This window comes from Cryobacterium lactosi (assembly GCF_004403945.1).
GTDB classification, from domain to species: Bacteria; Actinomycetota; Actinomycetes; order Actinomycetales; family Microbacteriaceae; genus Cryobacterium; species Cryobacterium lactosi.
This window is the reverse complement of sequence record NZ_SOHM01000012.1, coordinates 92,758-111,603: the sequence shown is the minus strand read 5'-3', so window position 1 is coordinate 111,603 and position 18,846 is coordinate 92,758. Positions and strand designations below refer to the sequence as shown.

The window sequence follows — 18,846 nt, the reverse complement described above, 5'->3', positions numbered from 1 at the left end:
CTTTGATTCAGGCGGTGCGTGGTTCAGATAGTGCGGTTACAGGTCGAGCGATTCGTGAGGTTCGAGCGGGAAGAAGGTGCCGCCGTTCTGCTCGGTGGCAGCCTTGATGCGAGAGTTGGCGAGGTCCTTGCCGCTGCGCGACAGTCCCATCTCGTGGGTGGGGAAGCTGCGCACCGGTTTGACCGCGAGCACATAGTCGATGACCTCGCTGATCTTCAGCCACGGCGCTCCCGCAGGTACAGCCAGGGTCTTCACGGCGACACCCTCGGGAACGGTGAACGCGTCACCCGGATAGAAGAGCTCATCGTTCACGAGCACGCCCACGTTGTCGATCACCGGGATCGAGGAGTGGATAACCGCATGCTTCTCGCCGAAGAATCTCAGCGTGAACGGCCCGGCGCTCACGGTGTCACCCTCGGTGACCACGGTCACAGCGATGTCGCCCGCAGCCGCGGCCACCCCGGCCGGCCCGTAGATGGGTACGCCGGGGTTCATGGCGATCACGCGGTTCAGCTGCTCGGGCGTCCAGTGGTCGGGGTGCTCATGGGTGATCACGATAGCGGCCGCGTTCGCTGTCTCGGTCAAAGCAGTAGTGAACGATCCGGGATCGACGAAAAGCTTCTGCCCCGAGGCTTCGATCACGAGTGCGGCATGTTCCAGTTTGGTCAACTTCATGTCTCGAGCTAATACCCAAATCAGACCACGGGCAACGCGCGACACGCGCATCCTGTGAGCACCCGCAGCCGGTCCCGGCATCCCGGCGGGTGCAGCGGATGCCCCGAGCGACGCGCGGACGACGCACTCGATTTGAACTCGGTATCAAGCCTGTGGCATACTCGTGAAGTTGCAAAAACGGCCCCATCGTTTAGCGGCCTAGGACACCGCCCTCTCACGGCGGTAACACCGGTTCGAATCCGGTTGGGGTCACAAACGCCCGGTCTCCTTCTTCACGAAGGAGGCCGGGCTTTTTTCTTTTGGGACGTTAGGCCCTGTCATTGCTGAAAAAGGGCTGGGAGTCTTGAATTCACAGTCCAGTATCAGACGACACGGGGCTTCGAATTCGACACAGAGGAAACCATCCCATGGCCAGCACCACCACCCGCGGGGCAGCGGTCACCGCCCCCGCCGCGACGACCGGCACCACCCTGCTCCAGCGTCGCACCCTTGCGGTGCTGCGCCTGGCCACCGGATTCATCTTCCTGTGGGCCTTCCTTGACAAGACCTTCGGCCTGGGCTTCTCCACTCCCGCCGAGCGTGCCTGGCTCAATGGCGGCACCCCGGCGCAGGGCTTCCTGAACAGCCCCGGCGTCACCGGACCGCTGCAGCCGTTCTTCGTCGGCATCGCCAGCCCGCTCGTCGACTTCCTCTTCATGCTCGGCATGATCGCCGTGGGACTTGCCGTCATGCTCGGCGTCGGCCTGCGCATCAGCGCCGCCGCCGGCAGCCTCATCATGGTCTTCATGTACCTGGCCGAGTGGCCCTTCACCGCCGGCGCTGCATCGACGAACCCGCTCGTCGACTACCACATCATCTACGCGCTCGCGCTGATCGTCGTCGCCGTCTTCTCGGCCGGTGACACCTGGGGCTTCGGAAAGACCTGGAAGGCCCTGCCGATCGTGCAGAAGTACACCTGGCTGGTCTAGCCAGCGCCAGCATCACCCGGCCGGCCGCCCTTCGGGGCGGCCGGTTCTACATGTGCCGGTCCGGCGTCAGCCCTGCCCGCCGCGCTGGTCACGGCGGGTGAGCCGGCTCACTTCTTCGTCGCTGGCTTGCTCGGTGACACCGCAGAAATTCCAGAAGTCCCGGCGTGCCTTGAGCCTTTTCGTAGCGAGTTTTCGGAGTTCTTCGTCATTCATATCGCGAGGCTATCGCCGCCGTGCTGCCGCGGCCATCCCCTAGCCGGTTGACAGCGGCCTTCGTCTTCTCGCCGGCCCGCGCGGAAGCGGGAAGCGCGCGAGGAGTAGCATTGAGGGGCGTAGGGGAGCATCCCTCTGGGGCCCCGCGTGGCCCACTGCCGCGGGTGTCAACGCCCAGCATTCGCCGCATCTCCGAAAGGCCCCTTTTTCGTGAATCTTGAGCTGCCGATCGCCTTCGAAGTGATCTCGCTGGTCGCCCTGACCCTGGTGCTCGTCGCCGACCTGCTGATCGTCTACAAACGCCCGCACGTGCCGTCTATCCGGGAAGCTACTCTCTGGGTGGTCTTCTACGTCGGCCTGGCGCTGGTTTTCGCGCTGCTGATGCTGATCTTCGGCGGCGGCGAACACGCCGGGCAGTTCCTGGCCGGCTGGCTCACCGAATACAGTCTGTCGATCGACAACCTCTTCGTTTTCGTCATCATCATGGCGAGGTTCTCGGTGCCGCGAAAGTACCAGCAGGAAGTGCTGATGATCGGCATCATCATCGCCCTCGTTCTACGCGGCATCTTCATCCTGCTCGGCGCCCAGCTGATCGAGAACTTCAGCTGGATCTTCTACATCTTCGGTGCTTTCCTGCTCTACACGGCCATCCACCAGGCGTTCGCCAAGGAAGGCGGCGAGGACGACGCGGAGAACTCTCTGGTGCGCTACCTGCGTCGTCACATCCGCATTTCGCCCGGCTTCGACGGCGCGAAGATCCGCACCACCATCGACGGCCGTCGACTCTTCACGCCCATGCTGATCGTGCTGATCGCTATCGGAACCACCGACCTGATCTTCGCACTGGATTCGATCCCGGCCATCTTCGGTATCACCCAGAGCCCGTTCATCGTCTTCACCGCCAATGTGTTCGCCCTGATGGGCCTGCGCCAGCTGTACTTCTTGCTCGGCGGGCTGCTCGAGCGCCTGGAATACCTCAAGTACGGCATCGCATTCATCCTCTTCTTCATCGGTGTCAAGCTGGTCTTCCACGCCCTGCACAACAACGAGGTGCCGTTCCTCAACGGCGGCGAGGGCTTCACCTGGGCGCCGGAGATCGACACCTGGACTTCACTGGCCGTGATCATCGTGTCGATGGCCGTCGCGACCATCGCCAGCCTGATCAAGACCCGTAGGGATGCACGCCGCGAGCGGAATGCCGCCGTTGACGAGCCCGTTCCCACAACCGGTGAATGACCCGGTCAGACTGCGCCTGAACGAGCCCGGGGAATTGGTACGGTGGTAGCTCCACTTCCCCCGAACGGGGCGGGAGCGCTTCGAGTCGGAGCATGGACGGGACTTTCGGGGTGCACATGGCGGTGAACGGTGAGAGTGCGATCACGCTCGGCAACTCGAGCGTGCATTTCAGTTTCAGTGCCGGCAGCGACGTCGGACGCGTACGCAAGGTCAACGAGGACAGCTACCTGGCGCAGTCGCCCGTGTTCTTCGTCGCTGATGGCATGGGCGGCCATGCCCACGGTGATGCCGCCAGCCAGACCGTCATCAGGGTTTTCAACGATCACATCGAACAAGACGTACCGTCGACCCCCGAGCGGATCCTCGATGCGATCCACTCGTCCAACGACGCTGTGCGGGATCTCAGCGCAGCCGACGACTTCGGCACGGCCGTCTCCGGCACCACCCTGGCCGGTGTCGCGTTCGTTGACGCCGGCGATGACGTCGGCTTCCACTGGATGGCCTTCAACATCGGTGACTCGCGCATCTACACCTGGGACGGCCGCACCCTCGAACAACTCAGCGTCGACCATTCTGCGGTGCAGGAGATGGTGGATGCCGGCCTGATCAAGGCGACGGATGCCGAAAAGCACCCGGACCGCAATGTCATCACCCGCGCCATCGGTGCCGACGAGTTCGTCGACGCGGATGTCTGGCTGCTGCCCGCGACAGGACGGCACTCCTTCCTGATCTGCTCCGACGGCCTCACCAAGGAGCTGTCGGTGGTCGAGATCGCCGAACTGTTGGCCTCGCACACCGTGCCGGAGGACCTGGGGTCTTTGGCCGATGTGCTTGTCGCCGCCGCCCTGGCCAAGGGCGGCCGGGACAACGTCACCGTCGTCATCGTCGAGTCGACCTGGGGTGACCCCGGCCATGACACCGATGTGACCCGCGAACGACCGGCCGGGATGCACGAGCACCTCGAAGACACTCGGCCGCGCAACACGAATCCGTAGGTACGAACAAGGCAATGGGGGGATCTGTGCTTTCGTACGACGACGACAATCGGGGCGGATGGCTGGCAGGCGCCACGGGCGACCGTCTGGTGCTGTTTCCTGCCGCCGAACCCGCTGCCACGGCCAGGGTCTGGGAGAGCCTGACCGGCCCGGTCCCCGCCGAGCAGGCCGCACGCGCCGTGCTCGACGAACTCACCGCGGGGGGACTGTCCAAGACCCCGCCCTTTGCGCTCCTGTCCTGGGACACAGCGGCACCGGCGACCGTGCGGGTTTTCGTGCGCGGGGACGTCGTGGTGAGTCTGGCCACCGCCGCCGGCCACGTGTCGATCGGCGGCCTGGGCATCTCGACCTGGGTGGAACGCTCCGTGACGGACGTCACCGGGGTGGACATCACCGCCGCGCCGGTGAGCGCTGCGCCCGGCACCGAGCCGCTGGCTGCCGACCTGACCGATACGGACGATCATGCCGCCCTGTCGCCGGGAACGGGCCTTCCCCTCGAGTCGGGCATAGTGCGCACCCGCCGCCTCCATGTGACGGTCGACAGCGCCCGTGCGGCTCAGCCCGTTCGGGCGGACGCGCCGCTACACATCGTTCCGCCGCTGCACATCGTGCCGCCCGTCGCACCAGCTGCCGCGCCAGCGACCGCACCGGCGCCGCTGCCGGTGCCCAAACGCACGATCTCCGAACCCGCCAGCGAACAGACCATCGCCGAGCAGCCCATGGCCGAGCAGACCATCTCTGACATCACCGCCGTAGAACCGGCTGCCGACCCGGTTGTCGAGAACGACGCCGACCTCACCGGCGGCTACGACCACCTGTTCGGAGCGACCGTGATGCGCGGCGTCGAACAGGCGGCCGTTCGGCCCGACGCCGAGGACGACGACGCCAGCGCGAGCGCCGCGGACCCGGTCGACGTCGCCGACGTTCCCGGCGACCACGACGGCCACACGGTGATGAGCGGTGATATCAGGAAACTGCGCGACTCGCGCCGCCGCAACCCTGCCGGGTCTGACTCCGACGCGCCGGCACCCGCCTCCGCACCGCGGCTCTACCTGCTGCTGCCCAGCGGGGTGCGGGAACCGCTGAACCAGCCCATCCGGGTGGGCCGGGCGCCGAGCGTCAGCAAGATGTCCGGCGACCTGGTGCCCCGCCTGGTGAGTCTGGGCGGTGCCGATCAAGATGTCTCGCGCAACCACGTGCATTTCACCGTCGAGGGGGACACCGTGGTGGTCACCGATCTGCACTCGCGCAACGGCACTCTCGTAGCCCTGCCCGGCAAGCCCGCCCAGAAACTGCGCCAGGGTGAGCCCACCGCGGTCATCGTCGGCACCGTCATCGACCTCGGCAGCGGCATCACCATCACGGTCGGGCAGGAGTGATGCGCCGCCCGCCCTCCGTCGCCCCCGAACTGCCCGGCTACGAATTCCTTTCCATCCTCGGCTCCGGCGGGTTCTCCGACGTATTCCTCTATCAGCAACGACTGCCCCGTCGCCGGGTCGCGGTGAAGGTGCTGCTCACCGAGCAGCTGAACCCCTCGACCCAGGCGCAGTTCGTCGACGAAGCGAACCTGATGGCGCAACTGTCGACCCACCCGTACATTGTCACGATCTACCACGCCGACGTCGCCGGCGACGGACGACCGTACTTCGTGATGGAGCATTGCTCGGGCCCGAGCCTGGCCGAGCGGTACAAGCGGGAGAAGTTCGGCGTCGAGGACGCCCTGCGCACCGGGGTACGCCTGGCCGGCGCGATAGCCACCGCTCATTCCGCAGGCATCCTGCACCGCGACATCAAACCGGCCAATGTGCTCACCAACGACTTCGGCTGGCCGGCCCTCACCGACTTCGGCATCTCGTCGAGCCTTGACGAGGAACTGCCCGTGCAGACCAGCACCGGCGGCCACCGCCGGCCCGGACCAGAATCCACCGGCACCGGAGAGAGCCAGTCGGTAGGCATGAGCGTGCCCTGGTCGCCGCCGGAGATGTTCGAGGACGACCCCCGGCCAGACGTACGCAGCGATGTCTTCTCGCTGGCCGCCACCATCCACACCCTGCTGGCCGGCCAGACACCGTTCGAGATCCACGGACGCTCCAACGGCACCCTGGACCTCGTCGGGCGCATCGAACGCGGCGCCATCACTCCCATCGGCCGCGACGACGTGCCGCGCGCGCTCGTGGCGGTGCTGGCCAAGGCCATGGCGACCCGGCGCGACGACAGATTCGCCACGGCCGTGGACTTCGCCCGCGCCCTGCAACGGGTGGAGTTGGAACTGGGCTACGCACCGACGGGCATCGATATCCCCACCGGCGCGGGTGTGCAGCACGTCAAGCCGGATGCGCCGGCCGGCGACGACGAGACCCGGGCCAGGTCGGTGGTGTCGATCGCCGCCCAAGCGCCGGCGGCCGCGCCTGCTCGCCCGGCACCCGAAGTCGCGCCGGAAGAACCGAGCTCAGCCGACGCCACCCGGGTGCGTGGCGCCCGAGTCATCGAGCCGGTCAGGGAGCGCACTGTGGTGCGTCCCCGCGGCGCCGTGCGCCCGGCGGCCGCGCCCGTGCCGGACGCAGTCCCGGCATCCGTCGACGAGCCGGCCGCCCCCGTCGAGAACCATCCGCGGCGACGCCCGTTGCTGCTGATCGGCTCCATCGTGGCCGGTGCCCTGCTTGTCGGCGCCGTCGCCACCGCTGTGGTGCTCACAGGCGCCGACGGTTCGGCCCTGACTCCCACAAAATCCCCGGCGCCGGCCGACCCCGGCGGCGCCAACGTCGCCGCCGGGGTGCCGGCCCCGGTGCTCGACGGCACGGCGACCTCGGTGGACGGCACCCAGGTCACCTTCACCGTGAGCAACCCCAGCCCGGAGGAGGGCGACGTCTACCGGTGGGCCCGCGCTGAGAACCCGGCACAGCCCTCCCTGAGCACGACGGCGGACATCACCGTGGACGGAATCGTCCCCGGTACCACCGTGTGCCTGGACATCTACCTGCAACGAGCCGACGGCAAGGTCTCGGAGGCCAATCGTGCCTGCAACCGTTGAGACCGGCGCCGCCGCGACCGGCGCCGTGAAACCGCTCCGGATCGAGTTCTGCGGTGAGTGGTACTCCGTCGAGCCCGGCGCGGCGTTCTCGATCGGGCGGGAATCCGACCTCACCATCGACGACAATCCCTACCTGCACCGCACGTTCCTGCGCCTCTACGAGGACTTCGGGATGTGGTGGATCGCCAACGTCGGCAACCTGCTCTCAGCAACCGTGTCGGACACGACAGGGTCCGTGCAGGCCTGGCTGGCGCCCGGAGCGAAACTGCCCATCGTATTCCAGACCATGCACGTCATGTTCAGCGCCGGATCGTCGACCTATGACTTCACGATCCACGCAGAAGACGATTTCTACAACACCTCGCTGTCCGCATCGCACGAAAGCGGCACCACCACCATCCTTCCGGTGACCCTCACCACCAGTCAGCGGCTGTTGATCGTGGCCCTGTCCGAGAGCATCCTCACCCAGGCCGTGCCCGGCCGCGGGGTCATTCCCAGCTCGGCCGAGGCCGCGGCCAGGGTGGGGTGGAGCATGACCACCTTCAACCGCAAGCTCGACAACGTCTGCAGCAAGCTCGACAAGCTCGGTGTCGCCGGGCTTCGCGGTGGCACCGGCCACCTGGCCACCAACCGGCGCGCCCGACTGGTCGAATACGCCGTGGCTACCCGGCTGGTCAGCGTGGACGATGTTGTGCTGCTGGACCGGGCGGCCGAGGAGTCTCGCAAGGGGGAGGAGTCCCCGTAGTGGTGGCACCCCTTCGCGTGTTAGCGTAAGAGCCGATCAGGAGGCAGTGCCAAACGTCCCGCGGTAGCGGATGACGCGCACGGTCCTGCAGCCGGAGCCGTTTCGTACGGCGACTGCTACACGCGAGGGGAAAACGGGTGGGGACCCTCAGTTCGTGGTTGCGTGGCCGGCGGGTATCGGCATCCGTCGTGGTCCTGTCGGTGTTGGCCGGGGTGCCGTTGACGTTCGCCGTGCTGCACGAGGGCTTCCCGGTGACGGATGTGGACCTCGCGGCCCGTGACGTGTGGGTGACGAACGGTAAGCAGTTGTTGGCGGGCCGGTTGAATCGGCAGATCGAGGAGTTGAACGGGTCGGTCAATGCCGCCTCGAGTGCGTTCGATGTGTTGCAGGACGGTGATGATGTCTTCCTGATCGACGGCAGTGTCGGTTCGATCGAGCGGGTCGATCCGGCGTTCACCACCCTGGGTGAACGGGTGGATGTGGCGCCCGGGTCCGAGGTCATCTATGGCGGCGATTCGCTGGCGGTGATGGCGCCCACGGGTGAGGTATGGGTGATCAACGCCGCGGGAGAGTTGAGCTTCGACCCTCAGACCACTGACCCGGTTCTGAAGCTGGGCAAGGGCGGCCACATCGCCGTGTCGCCGGCCGGCGTGGTGTTCGGTGCCTCATCGACCGACAAGACCCTGTTCACCTACGACCCGGCCTCCGAAGACGCGGTCGAGCCCGTCACGAGCGAGTTGCCCACGCTCGGCGAGTTCCAGATCGCCGCGGTGGGGGAGAAGGCCGTGCTCCTCGACACCGAGAACGACCGCGTCGTCGTCGACGGTGAGTCCCTCGACATTCCGGCCGGCGCCCTCAAGCTGCAGCAGTCCGGTGCCGAGAACGACAGCGTGCTCGTCGCCACGGGTGCCGCGCTGCTCCAGGTTCCCTTCGACGGCGGCACGGTCGTCACCGTTGACGCGTCGATGGAGAATCCGGTCACGGAGCCGGCAGGTGTGTCCTCACCGGTGTGGTTGAACGGCTGCGCGCACGGGGCCTGGGCCGGCGCGCAACGCTACATCGCTGCGTGTGAGGGTTCTGCTGTGTTGACCGAGTCGATCGAGCAGCCGACGCGGGGGTCGGTGTTGGAGTTCCGGGTGAACCGGGACGTGATCGCGTTGAACAATCTCTCCAATGGCAATGTGTGGTTGGTTGATTCGAATATGCGCCTGGTGGAGAACTGGGAAGAGGTGACTCCTCCGGAGGAGGAGGAAGCTGAGGACGGTACCGAGAAGGCCGCGCAGCAGTCCTTCGAAGACACCCTGGCGGAGCGCACGAATGTGAACCGGGCGCCGTTGGCCCGTGATGATGATTACGGGGTGCGGCCGGGTAAGACCACGGTGTTGCCGGTGTTGGAGAATGACACGGACCCCGATGGGGATGTGTTGACGGTGACGAATGTGAGTGGTTTTTCGGAGTCGCAGGGCAGTCTGGATTTCATCGATGGTGGCCGGGCGTTGCAGTTCACCCCCGCGGAGGCGGTGGCCGGGACGGTGTCGTTCCGCTACACGGTGGCCGATGGGCGCGGTGCGGTGGCCGAGGCGCAGGTGAACGTGACCATGCGGCCGTTGGATCAGAATTTGGCTCCGGTGTCGAACCGGGTCGGTGCGATCAGTGTGGAGCAGGGCCAGATCGTGAGTTACAACGTGCTCTCGGACTGGATCGATCCCGACGGTGACGATATCTACCTGGTGTCGGCGTCGCCGACCACGGGCGACGGGGTGCGGTTTGGCCCGGAGGGTTTTGTGACGTTCGAGTCCAAGACCGCCGAGCTGGGGGTCAAAGAGGTGCAGTTCGTCGTCTCCGACGGCACCCTCACCGCCACCGGTGTGCTCACCGTGGACGTCAAAGCTGCCGGCACCTTGAACCCGGTGGGCACGCCGGATTTCACCACCGTGTTCGTGGGCGAGACGGCGTTGATCGAACCGTTGAAGAACGACGTCACCCCCTCGGGCGCCCCGCTCGCGTTGATCGGCGTGAACGAGGTGCCCAAGGACCTCACCGCCGTGGCCAACCTGGAGCGCGGCACCATCGCGGTGTCGTCGGGCAAGGCCGGCAGCTACGTCTTCACCTACAGCCTCGGCGCCGGCGCGAGTTCCAGCGTGGGCCTGATCCGTGTTGATGTCGTCGAAAGCCCCACCCAGATTCTGCCGCCGATCGCGGTCAAGGACACCGCCTACCTCCGCGCAGCGGAACCCGTGACGATCCCGGTTCTCGACAATGACGTCTCGCCGAGCGGCCGGGTGCTGGCCGTGCAGTCGGTGGACCTCAGCACGACGGACGATCTGGTGACGGTGGAGATCCTCACCAACACGGTGCTGCGGGTCACGGCATCCGCTGCTCTCACGCAGCAGGTGCAGTTCACCTATACGATCAGCGACGGTGAGGGCACGGCCACGGCGGGCGTCACTGTCGTGCCGGTGCCCCCGCTGATCAAGCACCAGCCGCCCGTCGCTGTCGACGACTCCGTCAGTGTGCGCGCCGGCGACATCGTCAGCGTGCCGGTGCTCGACAACGACTACCACCCCGACTCCGCCACCATGAGTGTGCTGCCCGAGCTCGCCGACACGTCCAGCGCCGGTGGACTCGCCTTTGTCACGGGTAATCAGGTGCGCTTCCAGGCTCCCGCCGAGGCGGGTGCCTACAGCGTGGCGTACACGATCACGGATGCCTTCCAGGAGGCCGCGACAGCCACCGTGCGGTTCACCGTGATCGGAGTGAACGCGGCCGATAATCAGGCGCCTACTCCGCTGCCGTTGACCATGCGCACCTTCGCCGAATCGACCATCAAGGTGCAGGTGCCGTTGGACGGCATCGACCCCGACGGTGACTCCGTCTACCTCACCGCCGTCACATCGGCTCCGTCCCTGGGCCGTATTGTCGATCAGGGCAGTGACTTCTTCATCTATGAGGCCTACCCGGGCACGGCCGGTACCGACTCGTTCACGTACCAGGTCGCGGACACCTTCGGGGCGACGGCCGAGGGCACGGTTCGGATCGGCGTGATTCCGCGCCCGGTGGAGTTGCTGGCCCCGAACGCGGTTGATGACGCCATCGAGATCAAGCCCGGCCGCTCCGGGTCGATCCCGGTGGTGTTGAACGACTCGGACCCCAACGGGTACAAGCTGACCCTCTCGAAGAAGTTGCCTGAGGTGGACCCCGGGATCATGGCCACCGTCGACGGTAGCCGGGTCATCGTGAAGGCTCCGGCCGAAGAGGGCACGTACACGCTGCGGTACGAGATCACCAACGGGCATGGCGGTGCCGATACGGCGTTCGTGCAGGTGAAGGTGACCGAGGACGCCAAGGCGCAGTACCCGGTCGCGATCGACCATTTCGTCGAACCGGAGGAGGTCCTGGCCGGCACGCCGATCGACGTGGCGGTGCTGGACGGTGCCGAGAACCCCAGTGGTCTGATCGAGGACCTGGTGATCACCCTCGAGGGTCCCAATGCCGATAACGGTGTGCTGCAGACCGACGGCACCGTGCGGGTCAGACCGTCCGAGGAGCGCCAGGCCATCGCATACCGGCTCACCAACGAACTCGACGAGCTCAGCGCCACGGCGTTCATCATCGTGCCCCCGCAACCCAAACCCGAACCGTCGAACCAGCCCTCCACCGCGCCCACGCCCGAGGAGGAGCAGTTCCCGCCGCCGTTCCTGAAAGACATCGGCCCGCAGGTCGTGAAGATGAACGGCTCGAAGTCGTGGACCCTCGGCGACATCGTCGAGGTGCCGTCGGGCCGTCCGGCGCTGCTGCTCAGCGCCAGCGCCACCAACAGCGACGGCTCGAGGGTGGCCGGCGGTTCCACGTTGAGTTTCGTCGCGGCGAGGGACTACCGGGGCCCGGCGTCGGTGACCTTCGTCGTCACCGACGGCACCGGCGCGGACGACCCGAAGGGGAGGCAGGCTACCCTGACCATCCCGATCACCGTCGGTGACCCCGACTTCGAGGACGTCGCTCCCACCTTTACCCCGCCCAAGGTCACCGTTGAGGCCGGCGAAGCCGCGGCCGCGGTGAACCTGCGTTCGTCCTGCGGGCATCCGAACCCCGCCATCATCGAGCAGCTCAGTTACGGTTCGCTCGGCGGCGCGACGGCGGATGTGGCCGCGTCGATCTCAGGAGGCACGCTTACGGTCTCGTCACCGCTGGGCACCCAGCCGGGCACCAAGGTGCGGCTGACCTTCTCGGTCACGTACAAGGAGTTCACCGTTCCCGGCGCGGTGGACGTCACCGTCGTGTCGTCGACCCGAGCCGTGCCGCAAGCCGTCGACGATGCCGGACCCAACGGCGCCGGCATCGAAACCACCCCGAGCTCGGTCGTGCAGGTGCCCGTGCTCGACAACGACTACAACCCGTTCGCTCAGGACGGTAAACCGCTCACGGTGGTGGCCGCCACCATCGAACAGCAGGTCGGCACCGCCTCGGTCAGCAACACCGCCAGCGGAGTCACCGTCAAAACCGGCTCCGGCGCCACGGGCACGCTCACTGTCGTCTATCGCATCCAGGACGCCACCCGCGACCCTGCCCGGCAGACCCAGGCCCGCATCACCTTCGTGATCCGCAACAACCCCGATGCGCCCAAACAACCCCAGGCAGTGGAGGGCGACGCCAGCGCCAGCGTCACCTTCACCGCCCCGTCGTCCAACAACTCCCCGATCACGGGCTACACGATCAGCTGGACCGGCGGCGGGAACAGAAGCGTGTCCAGCGCCGGCACTCACGACATCACCGGGCTCACCAACGGGCAGAGCTACGCGTTCCAGGTGACGGCCCAGAACGCCAAGGGCACCTCGGATACTTCGGCGTACAGCAACACCATCACGCCCTACGGCGTTCCCGGTGCACCCGCCAGCGCCAACCTCACCGCATCGTCCACCGGCAACGGTGCGCTCAGCCTCAGCTGGGCCGCACCGGGCAGCACGGGCGGGCGCGGCGTCAGCAGCTACAAGTACGAGTGGGTCGCCGGCGGCGCCGCAAACGGCTCGACCAACGGCGCGAGAACCGCCTCGGCCACCGGCACCGCCAACACCCAGTACCAGTACCGGGTGCAGGCCTGCAACCCGCGCGGTTGCGGGGAATGGACCCCCTCGAACGCCGCAACGCCTACCACCCCGCCGCCGCCGCCACCGCCCTGGGCGCCGACCCACTACGGCTACCAGGTCACCCAGCAGGCCTGCCCCGAACCAGACTCCACCTATGGGCAGACCGTCACCAACGGCAACTCGGGCTGCACCATGAACGCCCGCGGCTACCTGCAGCCCGGAACCGTGATCGACGCGATCTGCCTCTCCGTGCGCAACGGCAAGAACTGGTACTACTTCCAGATCGAAGACCGCAGCTACGACGGCTGGTTCATCCGGATCTCGGACACCAACGGCACGACCATTCCGAACTGCTGATGAACAGGCAGGCATGGGCAGCGCTCCCCATCTGGGTGGCCCCTGTTTGCGTGTTAGCGTAAGAGCCGGTCAGAGGGCAGTGCCCAAAATCACAGCGCAGCCAGCACGATATGAATTCTCGACAGACACGTTCGAACAGCACAGGTGGGGGAGTACGGGTGGGGACCCTCAGTTCGTGGTTGCGGGGCCGACGGGTATCGGCATCCGTCGTGGCCCTGTCGGTGCTGGCCGGGGTGCCGTTGACGTTCGCCGTGTTGCACGAGGGGTTCCCGGTCACGGATGTGGACCTCGCGGCCCGCGATGTGTGGGTGACGAACGGTAAGCAGTTGTTGGCGGGCCGGTTGAATCGGCAGATCGAGGAGTTGAACGGGTCGGTCAATGCCGCCTCGAGTGCGTTCGATGTGTTGCAGGACGGTGATGATGTCTTCCTGATCGACGGCAGTGTCGGTTCGATCGAGCGGGTCGATCCGGCGTTCACGACGCTGGGTGAACGGGTGGATGTGGCGCCCGGGTCCGAGGTCGTCTACGGCGGCGATTCGCTGGCGGTGATGGCGCCCACGGGTGAGGTGTGGGTGATCAACGCTGCGGGGGAGTTGAGCTTCGACCCTCAGACCACTGACCCGGTTCTGAAGCTGGGCAAGGGCGGCCACATCGCCGTATCGCCGGCCGGCGTCGTATTCGGAGCCTCCCCGAAAGACAAGAGCCTCAGCACCTACGATCCCACGGCTGAGGAACCCACAGCCGCCACGAGCGACCTGCCCAAGCTGGGCGAGTTCCAGATCGCTGCGGTCGGGGAGAAACCCGTGCTCCTCGACACCGAGAACGGGCGGCTGATCGTGGACGGCGCCGGCACGAAACTGCCGACAGGCACGCTCAAGCTGCAACAGACCAGTGCCGAGAACGACAACGTCCTCGTCGCCACCGGCGCAGCCCTACTCCAGATCCCCCTGGACGGCTCCGACGACGGATCCGACATCATCACGATCGACGCCAAGGTCTCCACCGTCGTCACCGAGCCGGCGGATGTGTCGTCGCCGGTGTGGCTGAACGGGTGCGCGCACGGGGCCTGGGCCGGTGCGCAACGCTATCTGGCGGCCTGCGACGGCGCCGAGATCCTGCGCGAAACCATCGAGCAGCCGACGCGGGGGTCGGTGTTGGAGTTCCGGGTGAACCGGGACGTGATCGCGTTGAACAATCTCTCCAATGGCAATGTGTGGTTGGTTGATTCGAATATGCGCCTGGTGGAGAACTGGGAAGAGGTGACTCCTCCGGAGGAGGAGGAAGCTGAGGACGGCACCGAGAAGGCCGCGCAGCAGTCCTTTGAGGACACCCTGGCGGAGCGCACGAATGTGAACCGGGCGCCGTTGGCGCGGGATGATGATTACGGGGTGCGGCCGGGTAAGACCACGGTGTTGCCGGTGTTGGAGAATGACACGGACCCCGATGGGGATGTGCTCACGGTGACGAATGTGAGTGGTTTTTCGGAGTCGCAGGGCAGCCTGGATTTCATCGATGGTGGCCGGGCGTTGCAGTTCACCCCGGCGGAGGCGGTGGCCGGGACGGTGTCGTTCAGGTACACGGTGGCCGATGGGCGTGGTGCGGTGGCTGAGGCGCAGGTGAATGTGACGATGCGGCCGTTGGATCAGAATTTGGCGCCGGTGTCGAATCGGGTCGGTGCGATCAGTGTGGAGCAGGGCCAGATCGTGAGTTACAACGTGCTCTCGGACTGGATCGATCCCGACGGTGACGACATTTACCTGGTGTCGGCGTCGCCGACCACGGGCGACGGGGTGCGGTTTGGCCCGGAGGGTTTTGTGACGTTCGAGTCCAAGACCGCCGAGCTGGGGGTCAAAGAGGTGCAGTTCGTCGTCTCCGACGGCACGCTGACGGCAACGGGTGTGCTCACGGTGGACGTCAAGGCTGCCGGCACCCTGAATCCGGTGGGCACGCCGGACTTCACCACCGTGTTCGTGGGCGAGACGGCGTTGATCGAACCGTTGAAGAATGACGTCACCCCCTCGGGCGCCCCGCTCGCGTTGATCGGCGTGAACGAGGTGCCCAAGGACCTCACCGCCGTGGCCAACCTGGAGCGCGGCACCATCGCGGTGTCGTCGGGCAAGGCCGGCAGCTACGTCTTCACCTACAGCCTCGGCGCCGGCGCCACCTCCAGCGTCGGCCTCATCCGCGTCGACGTCGTCGAAAGCCCGGACAACATCCTGCCGCCCATCGCGGTGAAAGACACCGCCTACCTGCGCGCGGCCGAACCTGTCACGATCCCCGTGCTCGACAACGACGTCTCGCCCAGCGGCCGGGTCCTCGCCGTGCAATCGGTCGACCTCAGCAGCACTGACGACCTCGTCACCGTCGAGATCCTCACCAACACTGTGCTGCGGGTCACTGCATCCGCCGCCCTCACCCAACAGGTGCAGTTCACCTACACGATCAGTGACGGCGAGGGCACCTCCACCGCCGGCGTCACCGTCGTGCCGGTGCCCCCGCTGATCAAGCACCAACCGCCTGTCGCCGTCGACGACTCCGTCAGCGTGCGCGCCGGAGACATCGTCAGCGTGCCGGTGCTCGACAACGACTACCACCCCGACTCCGCCACCATGTCGGTCGTCCCCGATCTCTCGGCTTCCGAGAACGTGGGCGGCCTGGCCTTCGTCACCGGCAATCAGGTGCGCTTCCAGGCGCCCGACCAGCCCGGTGCCTACAGTGTGGCCTACACGATCACGGATTCTTTCCAGGAGACCGCGACCGCGACCGTGCGATTCACGGTGATCGGCATCGATAACGCAAGCAACCGCCCGCCCACTCCGCTGCCGCTCACTATGCGCACCTTCGCCGAATCGACCATCAAGGTGCAGGTGCCCCTGGACGGCATCGACCCTGACGGCGACTCGGTCTACCTCACCGCCGTCACCAGCAGCCCCGAACTCGGCCGTATCGTCGATCAGGGCAGCGATTTCTTCATCTATGAGGCGTACCCGGGCACGGCCGGCACCGACTCGTTCACCTATCAGGTCGCGGACACCATTGGGGCGACCGCAGAGGGCACCGTTCGGATCGGCGTGATTCCGCGACCGGCCGAGCTGCTGGCCCCGAACGCTGTCGATGACGCCATCGAGATCAAGCCCGGCCGCAACGGGTCGATCCCGGTCGTGCTGAACGACTCGGACCCCAACGGGTACAAACTGACCCTGTCCAAGAAGCTGCCTGAGGTGGACCCGGGCATCACGGCCACGGTTGACGGCAGCCGGGTCATCGTGAAGGCTCCGGCCGAAGAGGGCACCTACACGCTGCGGTACGAGATCACCAACGGGCATGGCGGCGCCGACACGGCGTTCGTGCAGGTGAAGGTGACCGAGGACGCCAAGGCGCAGTACCCGGTCGCGATCGACCATTTCGTCGAACCCGAGGAGGTCCTGGCCGGCACGCCGATCGACGTGGCGGTGCTGGACGGTGCCGAGAATCCCAGTGGTCTGATCGAGGACCTGGTGATCACCCTCGAGGGTCCCAACGCCGACAACGGTGCACTGCAGACCAACGGCACCGTGCGGGTCAGACCGTCCGAGGAACGCCAGGCCATCGCGTACCGCCTCACCAACGAGCTCGACGAGCTCAGCGCCACGGCGTTCATCATCGTGCCCCCGCAACCCCAAGCCGTCGAACCCGAAAACCAACCCTCCACCGAACCCACACCCGAAGAGGAACAGTTCCCGCCGCCGTTCCTGAAAGACATCGGCCCGCAGGTCGTCAAGATGAACGGCTCCAAGTCCTGGACCCTCGGCGACATCGTCGAGGTGCCGTCCGGCCGGCCGGCGCTGCTGCTCAGCGCCACCGCCACCAACAGCGACGGCTCCAACGCCATGACCGGTGCCACCGGGCTGAGCTTCGTGGCTGCCAAGGACTATCGCGGCCCCGCCTCCCTCACCTTCGTCGTCACCGACGGCACCGGCGCCGACGACCCCAAGGGCAACCAGGCCACCCTCACCATCCCGATCACCGTCGGCGACCCCAACTTCGAAGACGTCGCCCCCACCTTCACCCCACCCAAAGCCACAGTGCAGGCCGGCGAGGCCGCGACGGTCGTGAACCTGCGCTCCTCCAGCGGGCACCCCAACCCTGCGATCATCGAACAACTCAGCTACGGTTCGCTCGGTGGCACGACGGCGGATGTCGCCGCGTCGATCTCGGGAGGCAACCTCACAGTCTCCTCCCCGCTCGGCACCCAGCCGGGCACCAAGGTGCGGCTGACCTTCACGGTCACCTACAAGGAATTCACCATCCCCGGCTCGGTGGACGTGAGCGTGGTCTCCTCGACCCGGCCGGTGCCGCAAGCGGTCGACGATGCCGGACCCAACGGCGCCGGCATCGAAACCCGGCCGAGCACCTCGATCACCGTGCCCGTGCTCGACAACGATTACAACCCGTTCGCCCAGGACGGAAAACCACTCACGGTGCTCTCCGCCACCATCGAACAGCAGGTCGGCACCGCCTCGGTCAGCAACACCGCCAGCGGAGTCACCGTCAAAACCGGCTCCGGCGCCACCGGCACGCTCACTGTCGTCTATCGCATCCAGGACGCCACCCGCGACCCTGCCCGGCAGACCCAGGCCCGCATCACCTTCGTGATCCGCAACAACCCGGATGCGCCCAAACAACCCCAGGCCGTGGAGGGCGACGCCAGCGCCAGCGTCACCTTCACCGCCCCCTCCTCCAACAACTCGGAAATCCTCGACTACACGATCAGCTGGACCGGGGGCAGCAAGACTGTCACCAGTGCCGGCACGCATGCGATCACGGGCTTGAAGAACGGCACCAGCTATGCCTTCACGGTGACCGCTCGGAATGCCCTGGGGGACTCGGCAGTGTCGGCCGCCAGCAACACCATCACGCCTTACGGGCGGCCCGGGGCTCCGGCATCCGCCACCCTCAAGGCGCCCGGCCAGGGCACCGGCGCGCTCAGCCTGAGCTGGGCAGCGCCCGGCAGCGACGGCGGTCGCGGCGTGAGCAGTTACGAGTACCAGTGGATCAAGGGCAGGGCGGCCGACGGGTCGACCAACGGTGCGCGGACGGCGTCGGCCACCGGCAACGTCGACGAGCAATACCAGTACAAGGTCCGGGCCTGCAACCCGCGCGGATGTGGCGACTGGACCTCGTCGGATGCCGCAACCCCGCAGCCGACCCCGCCGCCCCCGGCGCCGAGCGCGACCATCTTCAAGGGTGGGGCAGCGCCGTACTGCGTCGGATGCCACTACGTCGGCGTCGACTACCGCAATTTCAATCCCGGTAACTATCGGGTATCGACTTTCGTCAACGGCAGCAACTCTGGCCTGACCGAGGTGGTCTACAGCATCGGGGCGAACGGGTCCCTTGTAATCCAGAACGGTTTGGGCAAACGCAACGGCGACTCGATTCGAGTTCGGCTCGTGTCCGTGGGCAGCGGGGAAGTCTTCTGGTCGGACACGATAACCAACTGGGACTCGCTTCCCGTACGCGGGGGAACACCGTAATGAATTCAATGGATCTGAACAAGGAG

The 18,846-nt window shown here is 66.5% G+C and carries 10 protein-coding genes and 1 tRNA gene; 9 read left to right on the top strand and 2 right to left on the bottom strand.

Features of this window, described 5'->3' with window-relative positions; translation table 11 throughout:
• Nucleotides 1-36: 36 nt before the first annotated feature.
• Nucleotides 37-675 (bottom strand): MBL fold metallo-hydrolase, encoded by a 639-nt coding sequence (locus tag E3T61_RS06950; RefSeq protein ID WP_134640158.1) that lies wholly within the window; start codon nucleotides 673-675, stop codon nucleotides 37-39.
• 179 nt (nucleotides 676-854) lie between these two features.
• Between E3T61_RS06950 and E3T61_RS06945 the strand changes: the two genes are divergently transcribed.
• Nucleotides 855-927, top strand: a tRNA-Glu gene (locus E3T61_RS06945).
• A gap of 155 nt (nucleotides 928-1,082) precedes the next feature.
• Complete coding sequence (locus E3T61_RS06940; RefSeq protein WP_198418648.1) at nucleotides 1,083-1,643, top strand: DoxX family protein; 561 nt, start codon at nucleotides 1,083-1,085, stop codon at nucleotides 1,641-1,643.
• Between the two features lie 66 nt (nucleotides 1,644-1,709).
• On the opposite strand, the gene E3T61_RS21865 is transcribed toward E3T61_RS06940, so the two are convergent.
• Nucleotides 1,710-1,856 (bottom strand): hypothetical protein, encoded by a 147-nt coding sequence (locus E3T61_RS21865; protein WP_166793167.1) that lies wholly within the window; start codon nucleotides 1,854-1,856, stop codon nucleotides 1,710-1,712.
• A gap of 210 nt (nucleotides 1,857-2,066) precedes the next feature.
• On the opposite strand from E3T61_RS21865, the gene E3T61_RS06935 reads away from it, so the two are divergent.
• From E3T61_RS06935 to E3T61_RS06905, 7 genes are all read left to right on the top strand, one after another.
• Entirely contained in the window at nucleotides 2,067-3,092 is a 1,026-nt protein-coding gene (locus E3T61_RS06935; protein ID WP_134640156.1) for a TerC family protein, read from the top strand.
• Between the two features lie 92 nt (nucleotides 3,093-3,184).
• A complete protein-coding gene (locus tag E3T61_RS06930; RefSeq protein ID WP_241992434.1) occupies nucleotides 3,185-4,087 on the top strand; it encodes a PP2C family protein-serine/threonine phosphatase in 903 nt (300 codons plus the stop codon).
• A gap of 26 nt (nucleotides 4,088-4,113) precedes the next feature.
• A complete protein-coding gene (locus E3T61_RS06925) occupies nucleotides 4,114-5,466 on the top strand; it encodes an FHA domain-containing protein (protein ID WP_134640155.1) in 1,353 nt (450 codons plus the stop codon).
• Complete coding sequence (locus E3T61_RS06920; protein WP_134640154.1) at nucleotides 5,466-7,118, top strand: serine/threonine-protein kinase; 1,653 nt, start codon at nucleotides 5,466-5,468, stop codon at nucleotides 7,116-7,118. Before E3T61_RS06925 ends, E3T61_RS06920 begins: the two co-directional genes overlap by 1 nt.
• A complete protein-coding gene (locus tag E3T61_RS06915; protein ID WP_134640153.1) occupies nucleotides 7,102-7,863 on the top strand; it encodes an FHA domain-containing protein in 762 nt (253 codons plus the stop codon). Before E3T61_RS06920 ends, E3T61_RS06915 begins: the two co-directional genes overlap by 17 nt.
• A gap of 137 nt (nucleotides 7,864-8,000) precedes the next feature.
• Nucleotides 8,001-13,304, top strand: a complete 5,304-nt coding sequence (locus E3T61_RS06910) for an Ig-like domain-containing protein (RefSeq protein WP_134640152.1) — start codon at nucleotides 8,001-8,003, stop codon at nucleotides 13,302-13,304.
• 158 nt (nucleotides 13,305-13,462) lie between these two features.
• On the top strand, nucleotides 13,463-18,820 hold the full coding sequence (locus E3T61_RS06905) for an Ig-like domain-containing protein (RefSeq protein WP_134640151.1): 5,358 nt from the start codon (nucleotides 13,463-13,465) through the stop codon (nucleotides 18,818-18,820).
• Nucleotides 18,821-18,846: the final 26 nt, after the last annotated feature.

Coding starts and splice junctions, on each gene's coding strand:
- E3T61_RS06950 (WP_134640158.1), bottom strand. CDS start 675: ATGAAGTTGACCAAACTGGAACATGCCGCACTCGTGATCGAAGCCTCG.
- E3T61_RS06940 (WP_198418648.1), top strand. CDS start 1,083: ATGGCCAGCACCACCACCCGCGGGGCAGCGGTCACCGCCCCCGCCGCG.
- E3T61_RS21865 (WP_166793167.1), bottom strand. CDS start 1,856: ATGAATGACGAAGAACTCCGAAAACTCGCTACGAAAAGGCTCAAGGCA.
- E3T61_RS06930 (WP_241992434.1), top strand. CDS start 3,185: ATGGACGGGACTTTCGGGGTGCACATGGCGGTGAACGGTGAGAGTGCG.
- E3T61_RS06920 (WP_134640154.1), top strand. CDS start 5,466: ATGCGCCGCCCGCCCTCCGTCGCCCCCGAACTGCCCGGCTACGAATTC.